This window comes from Paenibacillus sp. EKM301P (assembly GCF_011800295.1).
GTDB lineage: Bacteria > Bacillota > Bacilli > Paenibacillales > Paenibacillaceae > Paenibacillus > Paenibacillus polymyxa.
Genome location: NZ_JAALFM010000013.1, coordinates 54,004 through 70,485 on the forward strand (window position 1 = coordinate 54,004; position 16,482 = coordinate 70,485).

Annotated in this window: 17 protein-coding genes; all 17 read left to right on the top strand. The window is 46.5% G+C overall.

The genetic code is table 11. The annotated features are described in order from the left end of the window. Positions 1-5: 5 nt before the first annotated feature. Positions 6-581, top strand: a complete 576-nt coding sequence (gene pabA, locus HFD99_RS21730; protein ID WP_016818899.1) for an aminodeoxychorismate/anthranilate synthase component II — start codon at positions 6-8, stop codon at positions 579-581. 3 nt (positions 582-584) lie between these two features. Next, the gene (locus HFD99_RS21735) at positions 585-1,481 is read left to right on the top strand and encodes an aminotransferase class IV (protein ID WP_123796612.1); all 897 of its coding nucleotides are present in this window, start codon (positions 585-587) and stop codon (positions 1,479-1,481) included. Further along, a complete protein-coding gene (gene folP / locus HFD99_RS21740; RefSeq protein WP_090891352.1) occupies positions 1,478-2,344 on the top strand; it encodes a dihydropteroate synthase in 867 nt (288 codons plus the stop codon). Before HFD99_RS21735 ends, folP begins: the two co-directional genes overlap by 4 nt. 71 nt (positions 2,345-2,415) lie before the next feature. Beyond that, positions 2,416-2,778, top strand: a complete 363-nt coding sequence (gene folB / locus HFD99_RS21745; RefSeq protein ID WP_013368705.1) for a dihydroneopterin aldolase — start codon at positions 2,416-2,418, stop codon at positions 2,776-2,778. Between the two features lie 9 nt (positions 2,779-2,787). After that, positions 2,788-3,336, top strand: coding sequence for a 2-amino-4-hydroxy-6-hydroxymethyldihydropteridine diphosphokinase (gene folK, locus HFD99_RS21750; RefSeq protein ID WP_031462559.1), 549 nt, complete (start codon positions 2,788-2,790; stop codon positions 3,334-3,336). After that, positions 3,288-3,488 (top strand): helix-turn-helix domain-containing protein, encoded by a 201-nt coding sequence (locus tag HFD99_RS21755; protein WP_031462560.1) that lies wholly within the window; start codon positions 3,288-3,290, stop codon positions 3,486-3,488. The genes folK and HFD99_RS21755 overlap by 49 nt, the downstream gene beginning before the upstream one ends. A gap of 46 nt (positions 3,489-3,534) precedes the next feature. Continuing rightward, positions 3,535-4,563 carry a tRNA dihydrouridine synthase DusB gene (dusB, locus tag HFD99_RS21760; RefSeq protein WP_019685747.1) on the top strand — a complete coding sequence of 343 codons (1,029 nt, stop codon included), beginning with the start codon at positions 3,535-3,537 and terminating at the stop codon, positions 4,561-4,563. A gap of 214 nt (positions 4,564-4,777) precedes the next feature. Next, positions 4,778-5,254, top strand: a complete 477-nt coding sequence (gene greA, locus HFD99_RS21765; protein ID WP_013308160.1) for a transcription elongation factor GreA — start codon at positions 4,778-4,780, stop codon at positions 5,252-5,254. Positions 5,255-5,366: 112 nt separating this feature from the next. Beyond that, a complete protein-coding gene (gene lysS / locus HFD99_RS21770) occupies positions 5,367-6,893 on the top strand; it encodes a lysine--tRNA ligase (protein WP_016818894.1) in 1,527 nt (508 codons plus the stop codon). An 87-nt stretch (positions 6,894-6,980) separates the two neighbouring features. Then, complete coding sequence (locus tag HFD99_RS21775; RefSeq protein ID WP_017427044.1) at positions 6,981-8,318, top strand: TrkH family potassium uptake protein; 1,338 nt, start codon at positions 6,981-6,983, stop codon at positions 8,316-8,318. 288 nt (positions 8,319-8,606) lie between these two features. Then, positions 8,607-9,140: a hypothetical protein gene (locus HFD99_RS21780; protein WP_016818892.1), complete on the top strand. Its 534-nt coding sequence runs from the start codon at positions 8,607-8,609 to the stop codon at positions 9,138-9,140. A gap of 422 nt (positions 9,141-9,562) precedes the next feature. Beyond that, entirely contained in the window at positions 9,563-10,333 is a 771-nt protein-coding gene (gene fabI / locus HFD99_RS21785; RefSeq protein WP_017427043.1) for an enoyl-ACP reductase FabI, read from the top strand. Positions 10,334-10,345: 12 nt separating this feature from the next. Beyond that, the gene (locus HFD99_RS21790) at positions 10,346-11,806 is read left to right on the top strand and encodes a class I adenylate-forming enzyme family protein (protein ID WP_167441000.1); all 1,461 of its coding nucleotides are present in this window, start codon (positions 10,346-10,348) and stop codon (positions 11,804-11,806) included. Between the two features lie 44 nt (positions 11,807-11,850). Further along, the gene (locus HFD99_RS21795; protein ID WP_016818889.1) at positions 11,851-13,074 is read left to right on the top strand and encodes an aldehyde dehydrogenase family protein; all 1,224 of its coding nucleotides are present in this window, start codon (positions 11,851-11,853) and stop codon (positions 13,072-13,074) included. Then, on the top strand, positions 13,071-14,771 hold the full coding sequence (locus HFD99_RS21800; RefSeq protein ID WP_017427041.1) for a thiamine pyrophosphate-binding protein: 1,701 nt from the start codon (positions 13,071-13,073) through the stop codon (positions 14,769-14,771). The genes HFD99_RS21795 and HFD99_RS21800 overlap by 4 nt, the downstream gene beginning before the upstream one ends. Before the next feature lie 20 nt (positions 14,772-14,791). Then, positions 14,792-16,036 carry a beta-ketoacyl-ACP synthase II gene (gene fabF, locus HFD99_RS21805; protein ID WP_016818887.1) on the top strand — a complete coding sequence of 415 codons (1,245 nt, stop codon included), beginning with the start codon at positions 14,792-14,794 and terminating at the stop codon, positions 16,034-16,036. A gap of 4 nt (positions 16,037-16,040) precedes the next feature. Then, positions 16,041-16,448, top strand: a complete 408-nt coding sequence (locus tag HFD99_RS21810) for a 3-hydroxyacyl-ACP dehydratase FabZ family protein (protein ID WP_123796614.1) — start codon at positions 16,041-16,043, stop codon at positions 16,446-16,448. The last annotated feature ends 34 nt before the right edge of the window (positions 16,449-16,482 follow it).

Genomic DNA, 16,482 nt, shown 5'->3' on the forward strand with positions numbered 1-16,482 from the left:
GTCTAATGATTTTGGTGATTGATAATTATGATTCATTTACGTACAATCTTGTTCAATATCTGGGTGAACTTGGCGAAGAAGTAACCGTAAAACGGAATGATGAGATTGATGTGAAAGGCATAGAAGAGCTGGCACCAGATCACATTTTGATCTCGCCGGGTCCATGCACGCCGAATGAAGCGGGAATATCGCTGGATGTAATCAGCCATTTTAAAGGCCGGATTCCAATTTTTGGCGTGTGTCTCGGTCACCAGGCCATCGGACAGGCTTTTGGCGGTAAGGTTATCCGGGCTGATCGTCTCATGCACGGCAAAACGTCACCGATTCTCCATCACAATACCTCAGTATTTGAAGGCCTGCCTTCTCCATTTACAGCCACCCGGTATCATTCATTGCTTGTAGAGCGCGAGAGCCTGCCTGAATGTCTAGAGATTACCGCTGAAACCGCAGAGGGTGAAATTATGGGTTTGCGGCATAAAGAATTTGCCGTAGAAGGAGTCCAGTTCCATCCCGAATCCATTATTACGGACTACGGGCATCAACTGTTGCGCAATTTCCTAAAACGCAAGGTAGGCGTCTGATTTATGAGATATATCGGAGTCAATGGCGTCCTCACGGAAGCCGCAAAAGCCGTGATTCACGTAAGTGATCACGGCTTTTTATACGGAATGGGCTTGTTTGAGACATTCCGCACCTATAACGGGGTTCCCTTCCTGCTGGATCGGCATCTACGTCGACTGGAGGAAGGCTGCCGAATGCTCGGCATTCCTTTTCAACCGGATAAGGAGCAGCTTACGAAACACATCCAGCATCTGATGGTGGCAAATGGGCTGGATGAAGCCTATATCCGCTACACCGTATCAGCCGGTGAAGAGGCACTGGGCTTGCCATCTGGTGACTACACGCAGCCCAACCATATTTTGTTCGCCAAGCCGCTGCCCTCTACAAATACACAAACCGAGCAGTCCTCAGCGCCTTCGGCGCTTCAGTTGCTACGAACCCCCAGAAATACTCCGGAGGGTGAGGTTCGATTAAAATCGCTCCATTATATGAATAATATTCTTGCGAAGCGGGAACTTCAGCAGTATGCCGAGGCTGTCCATTATAAGGCTGAAGGAATAATGCTTACGGCCAATGGTTTTCTGGCAGAGGGAATAGTTAGCAATCTGTTTTTTGTGCGGAATAATACGCTGTATACCCCTGACTTGTCTACAGGAATTCTGCCAGGCATTACACGTGAGTTCATTTTGGAGTTGGCGAACCTGCGGGGCATTCCATATGAGCAAGGGTTATACCACTGGGATGAGCTGAAACAGGCTGATGAAATTTTTATGACCAACTCTATACAAGAAATACGACCCGTGGATTTATTGTTGGAGCCGGGAGGCGTGGCAAGTCATTTATCGGTGCCCTTGGCGCAGACCGAGTCCATAACAGCTTTGCTGTTGCATGATTATAGGCAGAAAGCAGGGATGAAGTGAATATACCAACTCTTTATGAACGCAGCTATCAAATGGGGGATGCCAAGCTTACACTCGGACATTCCACCCAGATTATGGGCATACTTAATGTGACCCCGGATTCTTTTTCGGATGGAGGTTTACATTATAATCCAGAGATTGCTGTTTTACATGCACTGAAGCTAGTGGAGGATGGAGCGAATATCATTGATATTGGTGGGGAATCTACCCGTCCGGGTCATGAACCAGTAGGTGTGGAAGAGGAACTGGCTAGGGTCATTCCGGTCGTCCAGGCAATCCATCGTATTGCACCGCATATCCCATTGTCTGTGGATACTTACAAAGCTGAAGTAGCCAGACAGGCGCTTGAAGCAGGCGCACACATCATTAATGATGTGTGGGGGTTTAAGGCAGACCCCGATATGGCACGAGTAGCAGCTGAATTCGATTGTCCGGTCATTTTGATGCATAATCGTCACGACCGTAACTATACCGATTTGGTTTCTGATATGCTGTCCGATTTACAAGAAAGTATCCAATTAGCACTGAAAGCAGGGGTCCGTAAGGAGCAGATCATTTTAGACCCAGGCATCGGTTTTGCCAAAGACTATGATGAAAATATTCATGCCATGACTTCTCTTGATACATTAAGTCAGCTGGGATTTCCGCTGTTGTTGGCTACGTCGCGCAAAAAATTTATCCGTACAGCACTGGATTTGCCAGTGGATGATGTAGTGGAGGGAACTGCGGCTACCGTGGCCTTTGGGATTGCCCAAGGGTGTCAGATTGTGCGTGTACACGATGTGGCACAAATCAAGCGCACTGTACGTATGTGTGATGCGATGGTGTACGGGTCTAAAAATCCACTGAGTTATGGTGGGTAAAGCCCGCTTCACGAATCCTTTATGTGGAACTTATATAGATAAAATCAAAAAAACAGGGGGACTTACCTAAGATGGATAAAATGAAATTGCATCGCATGGAGTATTACGGATATCACGGCGTTTTTCCCGAGGAACGTAAGCTGGGACAGCGTTACTATATTGACTTGGAACTGGAGCTTGATCTGCGTGAAGCAGGGGAGCAGGACGCTTTGGACAAAACGGTTAATTATGCTGAGGTGCATTATACCGTGAAAGATATCGTAGAAAAGGAATCTTACCAATTGATTGAAGCTTTAGGCGAACGTATTGCATCTTCCCTACTGGACACTTATACTAGTGTCAATGCACTGACTGTCAAAGTGACGAAGCCGCATCCGCCGTTTGATATTCATTTTCAGGGTGTGACGGTTGAGCTTTATCGCGCAAGAAAGTAGGAACGATACATGAATGCACATTCGACCTCTGAGGCATCAGAGGCTTATATTGCTTTAGGGGCTAATTTGGGGGAGCGTGAGCATACCCTGTATGAAGCCATTACCGAACTGGACGAACATCCGGCGATACGAGTGTTGCGCTGCTCCAGTCTGTATGAAACAGAGCCTGTTGGATATCTGGATCAGCCTTCTTTTTTGAATATGACGGTAGCCGTATCGACAACACTTGCTCCAGAGGAGCTTTTGTTTTATATGCTGGACGTGGAGAGTCGTCTGGGAAGGGTAAGACATATTCCTAACGGTCCACGAACCATTGATCTGGACTTGTTGTGGATGGAAGCGGAACAACTGGCTACGACGGATTTGGAGCTTCCTCACCCTCGTATGTTGGAGCGTGCTTTTGTGCTGGTTCCCTTGGCTGACATTGTTCCGAACCAAGATTCGTCCGGTCTGTACAGTATCGTGCATACTGCATTGAATTCTGTGGATGGAAAGGACGGCATACAGCTTTGGAAAACTTGCAGCTGGCGCAACGACTCCGCGCCTTTCGGAAGCTAAAAGGATTTACCCAGCAGGAGTTGGCAGAACGAACGGGCATATCTTTGACTGTATTAGGTGCTGTGGAGCGAGGTAATCGTACAGTAGACTCAGACATGCTGAACATCATTGCCCAAACGCTAGAGATTGAAGTCCGGGAATTGACGGAATGAAGATAAGTATACGATATATAAAGAAGGAGTAAAGGAGGGAACGGATATGCTGAAAATCGGCGACATTGAAATGAAAAACCAAGTCGTCCTGGCACCAATGGCAGGCGTGTGCAACCCTGCTTTTCGCTTGATCGCCAAGGAATTCGGTACAGGCTTGGTATGTGCAGAGATGGTTAGTGATAAGGCCATCATTCACGGCAACAAGCGTACACGCGAGATGCTGTTTGTAGATGAGCGCGAGAAGCCGCTTAGCTTGCAAATTTTCGGAGGCGACCGCAAATCTTTGGTGGAAGCAGCGAAAGTCGTAGACCAGGAGACGAATGCAGATATTATTGACATCAATATGGGCTGCCCGGTTCCCAAAGTGACCAAATGTGATGCAGGTGCTCGTTGGCTGCTCGATCCAAACAAGATTTATGAAATGGTATCGGCGGTAGTGGAATCCGTGAGCAAGCCGGTTACCGTGAAAATGCGTATCGGTTGGGATAGCGAGCATATTTACGCTGTAGAGAACGCTCGTGCTGTTGAACGTGCCGGAGGTCAGGCCGTCAGCGTACATGGCCGTACACGTGAGCAATTGTATACGGGGCATGCGAATTGGGATATTATAAAAGAAGTTAAAGAAGCAGTATCCATTCCTGTCATTGGAAATGGTGATGTGTTAACTCCGGAAGATGCCCGCCGAATGTTGGATTTGACCAATTGTGATGGCGTTATGATTGGACGCGGCGCTCTGGGGAATCCATGGATGCTGTACCGTACGATTGAGTATTTGCAGACGGGTAAGCTGTTGCCCGATCCATCACCGGAAGAAAAAATCCGTATTGCCATTCTGCATATGGACCGTCTGGTGGCTCTGAAAGGCGAAGCAGTAGCTGTTCGTGAAATGCGCAAGCATCTGGCTTGGTACCTCAAGGGGATTAAAGGTTCTGCACGTATTAAGGATGTAATTATGGAAGAAACAAAGCGCGACGATATGGTACGTATTTTGAATCAATTTGTATCTCAATTGCACATGGTGGAAAACGAAGGGTCTTCTACAAGCGCTGCTTCTCCTGTTACTGTTGCGCAATAAGGAAGCAGTTCGGGCTTGTGCATGCGATTGACTTTTCCAATTGCTTGCCCTATAATCGTTCAGTATAAAATCTTGATGTATACTACAAATTGTATGCAGCTCTCAAGACAACAGCAGGAAATGTTCTCATTCCCTCAGAGTGGCATATTATGTTTTGAAAGCGTGCATTCCGATGCACTTTTAAACTTTTCCCATGACAGGAGAATCGGTTGAGATGAGCGATAAAGAAGTCATTCTGACACAGGAAGGCCTTAGAAAGCTCGAAGATGAGCTTGAGAACTTAAAGTCTGTCAAACGCCGCGAAGTGGCTGAACGGATTAAGGTAGCCATCGGATACGGAGATATTAGTGAAAACTCCGAATACGAGGATGCGAAGAATGAGCAGGCCTTTATTGAAGGCCGTGTAATTACTTTAGAGAAGATGCTACGTAATGCCCGTATTATCAATAGCGATGAAATTGACACCGATGTTGTGGGAGTAGGGGCAACTGTAACCGTTGAAGACTTGGAATTCGGGGATATTACAGAGTATGCTATCGTAGGTTCTGCCGAATCCGACCCGCTCCAAAACAAGATCTCCAATGAAAGCCCGGTTGGCAAGGCTATTCTCGGTAAGAAAAAAGGAACTGTTGTAGATGTAACCGTTCCAGCAGGTGTTATTCAATATAAAATCGTGGATATCAAGAAATAAAAACACGGACTTTGGAATTTAATGTAAAAGCTTCCTTGTGGAAGCTTTTTTTCTCTACACCCGAGACGGACCCCGGCCCGTCTATTCATATTGAAGGAGCTGATTTAGCACCATGTCGGATGAAACTACTAACCAGGAATTACAGGAAAATCGCGAGGAATTAAGTGAATTATTGCAAATTCGTCGTGCCAAATTGGACGAGCTTCGCTCATTGGGCATTGATCCTTTTGGACGCAAATACATACGCACGGATGAAGCGGGCGTACTACTGAGCAAGTATGACAGCTTGACCAAGGAAGAATTGGAAGAAAAAAATATTGAAGTTAGCATAGCAGGCCGCATTATGGCTAAACGAGTGATGGGGAAAGCCAGCTTTGCTCATATACAGGATCTTAGCGGACGTATTCAAATCTATGTTCGTCAAGACACTGTACCTGAAGCGAATTATAAAGCATTTGGTATTTTGGATCTCGGCGATATTGTTGGTGTTAAGGGCGTGCTCTTTAAAACCAAGACAGGCGAAACGACGATCAAAGTATTGGATATTGAAGTCTTGTCCAAATCCTTGTATCCATTGCCGGAGAAATATCATGGTTTGAAGGATGTTGAATTGCGTTATCGTCAGCGTTACGTAGATCTGATTATGAACCCAGAAGTACAAAAAACGTTCATTATGCGGTCCCGTATTATTCAATCCATGCGTCGTTATCTGGATTCGCTCGGTTATTTGGAAGTTGAAACTCCAACGTTGCATGCCATTGCTGGCGGGGCGGCGGCGAAGCCATTTATTACACACCACAATGCATTGGACACGCAGCTTTATATGCGTATTGCTATTGAACTTCATTTGAAGCGACTAATTGTTGGCGGAATGGAGAAAGTATATGAGATCGGACGTGTATACCGTAACGAAGGTGTATCGACTCGTCATAACCCTGAGTTTACGTTGATTGAGCTGTATGAGGCATATGCTGATTATAAAGATATCATGCAATTGACGGAAAACATGATTGCACATATTGCGCAGGAAGTACTGGGCACACAGCACATTCAGTATCAAGGTCAGGAAGTCGATCTGACGCCGCAATGGCGCAGAGTTTCCATGGTCGATGCTGTTAAAGAAGTAACAGGCGTAGACTTTAGTGTGCAAATGAGTAATGAAGAAGCTCATCGCCTTGCGAAAGAGCATAAGGTTCCGGTTGAACCGCACATGACATTTGGTCATATCCTGAATGCATTCTTTGAGCATTTTGTAGAGGAAACGCTTATTCAGCCGACCTTTATTACTGGACATCCGGTTGAAATCTCGCCATTGGCGAAGAAAAATGAACAGGACCCGCGTTTTACGGATCGCTTCGAGCTGTTCATGGTCGCTCGTGAGCATGCGAATGCGTTCACTGAGCTGAATGATCCAATTGACCAGCGCCAACGTTTTGAATCGCAATTGCTGGAACGTGAGCATGGCAATGATGAAGCTCATCAAATGGATGATGACTTTATCCGCGCCTTGGAATATGGTATGCCGCCAACAGGCGGGCTGGGCATCGGCATCGATCGTTTGGTTATGTTGCTGACAGATGCGCCTTCCATTCGCGATGTGCTGCTTTTCCCGCATATGCGTAACCGTACAGTAGAATAACATCACATTATGAATATAGAGGATCAGCCGGGGTTCCCGTGTCTTGTTCCTCTTTTTCATAAGAACGGATGGAGAGGAATAGTTCTGATGAAACGCAGCGTCAAGCTTAGTCGGTTCGCATCGCCTCCTTTTATATTGGTCATCGGATATGTATTGATTATTGCATTGGGTACTTTGCTGCTGATGCTTCCTATTGCCAATCATGGTGGACATGCTCCGCATTGGATTGATTCGCTTTTTACGTCCGTCTCTGCTGCTTGTGTCACAGGATTGGTCGTCGTTGACGTCGATTCGACCTATACGGTATTTGGAGAAACCGTCATTTTGGTGCTGATGCAGCTAGGTGGGCTAGGGTTTATGACCTTAGCGACCTTGTTTGCGCTGTTGATGGGACGACGGCTATCGTTGAAGGATCGGCTGCTGCTTAAGGAAGCGATTAACGCCGATAGCATGGAAGGGATCGTGCGCATTATTCGCAAGGTGCTGATCTTTTCTTTTACCATTGAAGCAATTGCGGCTGTCGTCTTAGCTTTGCGGTGGATGCGAGAGATGCCGGTCGGACAGGCGATATATTATGGGATTTTTCATTCCGTATCCCTCTTTAATAACGGGGGATTCGATCTGTTTGGGACCAGCTTTCAACAATACGCTGGAGATTTTGTTTTCAATATGATTGCATCTGTGCTTGTGATTTCGGGAGGATTGGGTTTCCTTGTACTAAGCGACTTGTTCGATTTTCGTCGTACCCGGAGACTGACTTTACACTCTAAAATGGTGCTAAGCGTGTCGGGAGCGCTCATTGTCATTGGTGCGCTGGTTATATTTATTTTTGAGTTTACCAATGCACGAACCTTGGGCGGACTGAACTGGGAAGGCAAAGTATATGCCGCTGTCTTCCAATCCGTCTCCACGAGATCATCGGGAACAAGCACGGTCGACATCAGCGGGTTAAGGCAGGCCAGTCAATTTTTTATTATGCTGCTGATGATTATCGGTGCTTCTCCAGGCTCTACTGGAGGAGGAATTAAAACAACTACGTTTCTGCTTATGGTAGGTGCGTTAATTGCCGTCATGCGAGGACAGAAGGAGATTGTGTTTTTCCGTCATAGGGTTCCTCAGGATATCATGATGCGGGCGTTGACCATTATTGTAATGGCGCTATTTATATTCTCGATTGTGGTTATACTGCTCTTAATGACCGAGGATGCCCCATTTCTCTCTCTTGCATTTGAGGCGGCTTCTGCCATCGGAACGGTAGGGCTGTCTGTAGGAGTGACGCCAGGATTGTCTGACGCAGGCAAGCTGATTATTTGTGTGACGATGTTTATTGGTCGAATCGGTCCTCTTACGATCGCTTATGCCATTCGCCCACGTTCGACCAAGACGTTGTACCGTCGTCCTGAAGGACATATTGTAATTGGATAGCTTATCTATATAAAAGATGCACCCGTGCTGATGACAGGGGAGCATCTTTTTTTATTGCACATAACATAATCCTTTATTTGTAGCATATTATGAAAAATGCCCAATTTGAGAATAAGAGGAAATGGACTAAATAGCCGCAATTTTATTGTAAAAAAACGGCTATTTGTTTCCTTTTATGTAATTATAGACAAAATACTAGGAATATTATGTATAATATTGTATGATAGTGGGCATGAAGGGGGGGACTTAGGGAAATACCAATTTCAAATTTGAAAGGAATCGTCCATTATGTATTTATTTATTATTAGTGCTGAGGTTTTATTTTGGGTTTTTGTTGTTGCAGGGTTAGTCGCAAGGTATATGTTTGGGTTGAAGAAATTAGGGGGCCTTCTTTTACTCTTTACCCCAATTATTGATATCCTGTTGCTGATTGCGGTGTTCATCACGGTGAGAAGTGGCATGGAGATTACGACTGCTACTGGCCTGGCAGCCTGTTATTTTGGTATTACCGTAGCGTTTGGTCATAGGTTAATTAAGTGGGCCGATGTACGATTCTCTCATTGGTTTGGTAAAGGACCCAAGCCTGAACGCAAGTATGGTGCTGCTCATGCAAAAGAGGAGCGTATAGGTTGGTTGCTTCACCTGTTGGGCTGGGCTATAGGCAACGCTTTGTTGCTCGCCATCATTGTATATGTAGGTGATCCGCAGCGTACGGCGGCACTGGAGGGCATCATGCAAACATGGGCGATCGTTCTGGCAATCGACTTTGTTGTCTCCTTCAGCTATACCTTAGCTCCTAAAAAACATAAACATAAGGCTTAGCCAAGAGGAATAGAGCCGCAAGCTTGAAACGAATCAGGCTGGTCACTCAGGATGTTCAAATCGGGAGAGTCATTGATGGTGAAATGAAGTGGTTACTTTCGATAGTGGGATGAGTCTATCGTCGGAATGGAAATATTTATAAGAATATGATATTTTTATATTAAAATCGCTTTGACAGTCATCTTATCGTTGCCTCACCACTTTTTTCACACGCATGGACTCCTTTCGATTTGAACACAGACCAACAGAAACCACATTCACAATTTTTAAAATATTCTTGTCATCTGCCTAAAACGGCGCCTATATAAGTTTGGCAACTGACGAGATAATATTCCAGGAAAGATTATATATGTCTATATATGTAGACAAACGCAATTAAGTTGTTATTATGTTTAAAAATGTAAAAAGGAAAGGTGGTTTCTGTGGCAGTACTACTGAGTGGAAAGAACATTTTGATTATGGGTGTGGCTAATAACAGGAGTATTGCCTGGGGGACAGCCCAATCTTTAGCTGCGGAAGGAGCAAATCTCATTTTTACTTACGAAAATGAGAGGGTTGCAGAACGGGTGCTAAAGCTCGCTGAAACCATTCCGGGTTCCATTGTCTGTCCTTGCAATGTACAGAGCGATGAAGAATTGGATGCACTGGCGGACTTTCTCAAGGAGAAGGTAGGCGTCTTACACGGATATTTCCACAGTGTTGCGTTTGCTAAGGCTGAGGATTTGGAAGGCTCGTTCGTCGATACTTCTCGCGAGGGATTCGCGGTTGCTCAAGAAATCAGTGCCTATTCTCTGGCTGCTGTATCCCGCCGCGTATACCCGCTGATGACGGAGGGTGGAAGTATCGTCACCATGACGTATATCGGCGCAGAACGAGCCATTAAGAATTACAACATTATGGGTGTAGCAAAGGCCTCGCTAGAAGCCAGCATGCGCTATCTGTCGAATGATCTGGGTACTTACGGCATTCGTGTAAATGCGATTTCGGCTGGTCCTATACGTACTTTGGCCGCCTATGGCATTAAAGATTTTAACACAATGCTAAAGCATATTGAAGAAACTACGCCCCTACGCAAGACGGTCGATACGTCTGAAGTCGGAGATACGGCGTTATTCCTATTTTCCCATTTATCGAGAGGCATTACGGGTGAAGTTATCCATGTAGATGCTGGATATCATATTACGGGGATGTAAGGAGGGAACGTTGTGCTTATTACGCATACGGATTGCCGTATTATCTCACCTGAAGGAATTATGAGCAGGGAACGTCTGGAGCGGGATGTGACGATCTTCTCACGGATGTTGACTCTCAGAGGAATTCCTGAAGATGGTAGAGTGATTCTGAAAGCGGCCAATTCCTATTGGTTTGTTGTTTCTCTGTTTTCCCTGTGTCATCTCGCAGTTTCGGTAACTGTGGTGGACGAGCAGACGGTAATTGATGAGGTGGCCCAAATCTATGATGAAGCGGGTGCCTGTTGCATTCTGACGGATTCCGATTTAGAAGTTCCTCATGCTCTCGTTATTCTGATTCAAGATCTCATTCAAGAAGAAGCAGTACACCCGCATTGGGTGGGAGAGCCAAAGCCCGAAGCCCTCGACTTTAACAAGTGGTGCGAGAGACCGGATGCGCTCATTCTGTATTCTTCAGGTACGACGGGAAAACCCAAGGGAATCGTGAAAGCTGGTTCAGCTTTTATGGAGAATATCAGACATTCCATACACGCTATGAACTACATACCGTCTGACCATATGCTCCCCGTAGTGCCTTTCTCTCATTTTTATGGAATTTCACTTATCTTCTCCTGGTGGTTAACCTCATGTTCTCTCATCATCTGCAATCCAAAAAACCTCTGGAGCGTCATTGCAAGTATTACGAAAGACCGGGCGACGGTCGTAGACGCTAACCCCTCTGCTTTTTACACCTTGTTGCGTATGCTAAGCCGAAAACCCGAACAACTGGAATTGATCAAGCAATCCCCAGTCCGCATGTGGTGCGTAGGCGGCTCTCCACTTACTCAAGACCTCGAAGAGAAATTTAACAACATATTTGGACAGCCCCTGCTAAATGGTTATGGCCTTTCTGAACTGGGCAACGTCACGCTGGGGACGCTGGAGTGTCCGAAGGGGTGTGGCAAACCATTACCTGGTGTGGATTTGAAAATACTTGATTCTACTGGCAACCATCAGGTGGACGGTATCGTAGGCGAAGTGTGGATACGAAGTGCCGGGTGCATGGAAGGTTATCTGAATCGTCCCGACCTGACACAATCTGTTCTCCAGGATGGCTGGTTCAAGACGGGAGATTTAGGCTATCTGGATGACGGAATGCTGTATGTTATTGGTCGCAGTGGTAAGACAGTCAACCGGATGGGCTACATGGTCTCCCCAGTCTATATCGAAGACCGGATTGGTTCACTAGGTTACCGATCCTGTGTGATTACTTTGGAGGATGAGGCAAAAGGTACTTTGCTTGTTGCATTCATCGAAAGTGAATCCTCACAGGTCTTACCTGTGCTCCGCAAAGAGATGAATCGGGTACTCCCTTCTTACATGTTTCCCGATCTTTTGCTTCCGCTCGACCATTTTCCTTTAAATCGCAATGGAAAAGTAGATCGTCTGGAGATGGAGCGCACTGCTCTAGAGAAAGCTGCTTCTCGCAAAGCATAACAAGATATTTACCAAAATCGCATATAGGAAAGGGAGAATGTGCCATGAGTATAAATCCAGAACTGGCAGAAAACACGCTGTTTTTGAAAAGGCATGAATCTATTCTGAAATGCCTCAATTATTTGATTGAAAATCGGCAAGAAGTGATGGATATTCTCACACAATTTTCATCCTATCGGGCCGCCAATGCAGAAATTGACTCCACGATCCTCACACTTCAAGGTGCATTGCAAGAAGTGCAGACCCATCAGCCAAGCTGGCAACGATCTATGGCTGTATTCATGCCCTCCAACGTCATTTTGTACTCCTATGCATTATACCTCTTGATTCCATCCCTGTACGTTGAAAATATAGACTTTCGTCCTTCTTCTCACGTAAACGAGTATGTCGATATGTTGCATGAAAAGCTGCAAGCAGTACACCAATTACCTATCTATATTCGCAAAGTTAGCCAGAAGGTGTTCATGGAGAATTCCGTGATGCCAGCTGATATTGTGGTGTTCACCGGGAGCTATACCAATGCGGAGAAGATCAAAAAACAGATTCGCAAGGATCAGCTCTACATTTTTTATGGACAAGGGATCAATCCTTTCATCATTGGACCAGATGCCGATCTGGAGCTGGCGGTTACCGATGTGATTCGCATGAGATTGTTCAACTCTGGACAGGACTGCCTGGGGCCCGACATCATCCTGGTACATCAAGAGGTGAGCGAGCCATTTAAAAACTTGCTGATTCAACGGATTGACGAACTCGTATTTGGGGCCAACAATGATCCGAACGCGAACTACTCCCCTATATTCTATAAAGACACGCTATATTCGGTTTCTGAATATTTTAATACGAACGATAAGTTTATTATTTACGGCGGCGGCATTGATTTCCGTACGAAAAAAATGGAGCCAACGGTTGTATATAGCGAATTGGATCAGAACTTGGAGATTATTGAGTATTTTTCGCCAGTGTTCAATGTAGTTAGCTACCAAGACGACGAGCAATTGATCAAGCGCATTTCCTCCAGTTATTTCAGCGAACGGGCAATGGGTTGCAGCTTATACGGGTCAGAGCATCTGGCAGACGTTCTACGAAAGAAGCACACATTGACCATTAATCAAACCCTTGAGGATGTGGATCAAGGCAATAAGCCTTTTGGTGGCTATGGCACGATGTCGAACTATATTTTTTACGATTATAAGCTCGTTTCGAAGCCGATCTTGATCTCGGAAATTGTCGCAGAATATTTGTCAGAAAAGAGGAGTTTGGTATGACCGCGAGCATATCCCCCTGGGATGCCATCATTGGCTACTTACAATCGGCTGGGGCCCAGCACCTCTTTGGATTACCAAGTGACGATCTCAATATTGTAGCGTCACTCCCCTCATCCGGTATGGATTTTATTTTGTGCAAAGATCAGCGTAATGCTGTGTTTATGGCTGCAGGCTATGCGCTCACAACTAACCAGATGTCCGTATGTGTTGTGGGAAAAGGTCCTGCGCTCAGCAATACACTTACGGGGCTACTGGAAGCCAAGAACCTGGGTGCCCCGCTCCTGCTTTTGGCGCTCGGCACCGGAGGAGACAAGCTGGGTACCCGATCCTTTCAGGAAGCCGATCAAATCTCACTCGTGAAGCCGCTCGTCAAATGGGCTTATCGTGTTGAGCATGTGGATCGGCTTGTATGGGCGATGGAGCGGGCTGCCTTTTTGGCTATCAATGGAGCACCAGGTCCTGTCTATATAGAATTACCCGAAAACCTGATGGACCAGTCTGTGCCAACAGGGATTCAGTTTGCCCCGCCAGAAAAGCTCTCGTGCTCTCCGTCTGTTAGGGAACTGGATGCGGCATGGAACATCATTGAGAATGCCCGTAGACCACTCGTTCTAGTCGGAGGCGGAATGAAGTCAGGGACAAGCGATGTGATTGAGCGGTTCGCTAACCAACATGGAGCGGCTGTGTTCGCAACTGCCTCGGGACGAGGTGTAGTGAATGAAGACCATGAACTTTTCTGTGGTGTTGCCGGTCTTTATACCGATCTTAGTCTGAGACAAATCTGGCAGGAATCCGATGTGGTCATTACGCTTGGCAGTCGATTGGAAGAAACGGCTACGTTCGAGTGGGATATTTTGCTACAGGATACGCCTTTAATTCAAGTCAATGTAGAGCTGGAGGATTTTGCGCACGAATTCAGAGGCATCAAGGTGCTTGGCGATGGATATGCGGCAGTGGAGCAATGGCTAGAACGGCGCGGACAGGAGCCCGATGGAGCGTGGCTTGAAACGATCAGAGGATGTAAACAAAAGGCTTTTTCAGAGAGGACTAATTATTTGGAAGGGTTGAAAAAGGCCCCCGGCATCCACGTTCCAGAACTGTTGGACATGATTCAGACGGAGTTTCCTGAAGACCTAGTGCTTCTACAAGAGAACGGATTGCAGGATATGTGGTCCTACTTTTATCCATATTTCCGTTTTACCACAGGCTCACTTTCCATTGTCCCCAGTGACCAAACGAGTCTTGGATTCGGTGCGGCCGCTGCTCTGGGGGCAAGTGTGGCGACAGAACGCCCGGTAGTAGCGCTTGTAGGTGACGGTGCATTCAATCTATTTTGTTCAGATTTTATGACGGCGGTACAGTATCAAATACCAGTAATTTATCTTGTACTTAATAATGGCGGCTACGGTTGGCTGCAAAACCAGATGAATTATAAGCATATCTCAGGACAAGCCTTCCCATTTGTTTCGGAGGCGGTCAAGACAGGAATCCAAATTCCCCAGTATGAATTTGTCGAAAGTCTGGCAATCCGCAGCAAGGGGGAGGCTCGGGAGCAGCTTCAGCTTGCTTGGCAAAAGTACAAGGAGAACAAGCTTGTGGTCGTCGAGGTGTTTGCTGATCTTGCAGATGTGCATGAGAAAATTAGTCATGTATATGGCGACTTTCCTCTCTACGAGCAACAGGCTTCCAAGAATTAATTTCAGCGAAGGACGTGGGTATGGTGAGAAGACGTGTTGTAGTGACAGGACAGGGAGTCGTAACGCCGATCGGGCTTCATCTTACAGATTTCTGGAATTCACTGCTGGAAGGAAAGAGTGGAATCGGACCTGTCACTGTTTTCGATACAGCAAATATACCAACAAAAATTGGTGCACAAGTTACGGGCTTTGACCCGTTGGAGTATATGAGCAAAAAGGAAGCCCAAAAGGTTGCACAGTTCACTCAATTCGCTTTGGCGGCTGCCCGTCAGGCAGTCGAGCAATCGAGGTTAGTCATAGACGAACGAAATGCAGGTCGTGTGGGTGTTATCGTCGGCTCTGGAGCAGGCGGCCTCGATGTCATAGAGGAGAACTACAGAAAATTAACGGAGCTTGGTCCTAAAAGGGTCTCTCCTTATTTTGTTTCCTCGATGATGATTAATTCCGCGCCTGGCGAAATCTCTATTGCCATTGGTGCTAAGGGACCTTCGTTTGCTGTGGTCACTGCTTGTGCCACAGGAAGCAATGCCATCGGTGAAGCATTACGTACGATCCAATACGGCACAGCTGATGTCGTAGTGGCTGGAGGAGCAGAGGCCAACTTTAGTCAGCTTGATTTGGCTTCTTTTGCGAATATTCACGCTCTTTCCAGACGTAATGAAGAGCCACAGAAAGCCAGTCGCCCGTTTGATACGGATCGCGACGGTTTTGTCATCGGTGGTGGGGCAGGGGTTCTAGTGCTGGAGGAGTTGGAACATGCCTTGAACCGGGGCGCCACCATTTTGGCCGAAGTAGCGGGTTATGGATGCACAACGGACGCATATCATATCACGGCTCCAGATCCCTCGGGCTCCGGCCCGGCAGAAGCGATCAATATAGCGCTGCAAGATGGGGGCTTAACACCGCAGGAGATTGACTATGTCAATGCCCACGGTACGAGTACGCCATTTAATGATCGCATGGAGATTAATGCTATTCAAAAAGTATTTGGAGAGCATGCGCCTCGGTTGGCAATATCGTCTATTAAATCCATGACAGGCCATTTAATGGGCGGTGCTGGGGCAGTCGAATTAATTGCAACGGTACAGAGCATGATCCACAGCAAAGTACCACCGACACTCAATTGTGACAATCCCGAAGCCCCTGAACTGAATTTTGTACCGCATGTATATCAGGAACGTGAGGTCCGTGCGGCGATTAGTAATTCTTTTGGTTTTGGAGGACACAACGTCTGTCTTGCCGTTCGTAAGTGGGAGGGGGTATAAGCCTGTGAGCGAAGAGCTAATCCATATCCAGGATGTGCTTCCGCACAGGTACCCATTTCTTCTGCTCGATGGTGTGACCGGGTACGAAACGTCGCAATGGGCAAAGGGGTACAAGCTTGTTACCTCAAGCGAATGGTTTATTACAGAAGCTAATCCATACATGCCTCCTATGCTGATCGTGGAGTCGCTTGCACAATTAGCGGCATTCGCTGCGGTTGACAAAAGAGGTATTTCATACCTAACCAACCTCAATGGCGTTCGCTTTCATAGCCTTGCGAAGCCTGGGGACCGAATAGATCTCTATTTTGAAGTGGTCAAGCGTCGGCGTGGTTATATTCTCGGAAGTGGCCGGGCTACCGTAGGCGAACGATTGGTGGCTGAGGCGGAAGAAATTGTTTCACTTGATCAATGACGGGGTGGAAGCGCGCGTTAAACTGTCTTTTTGT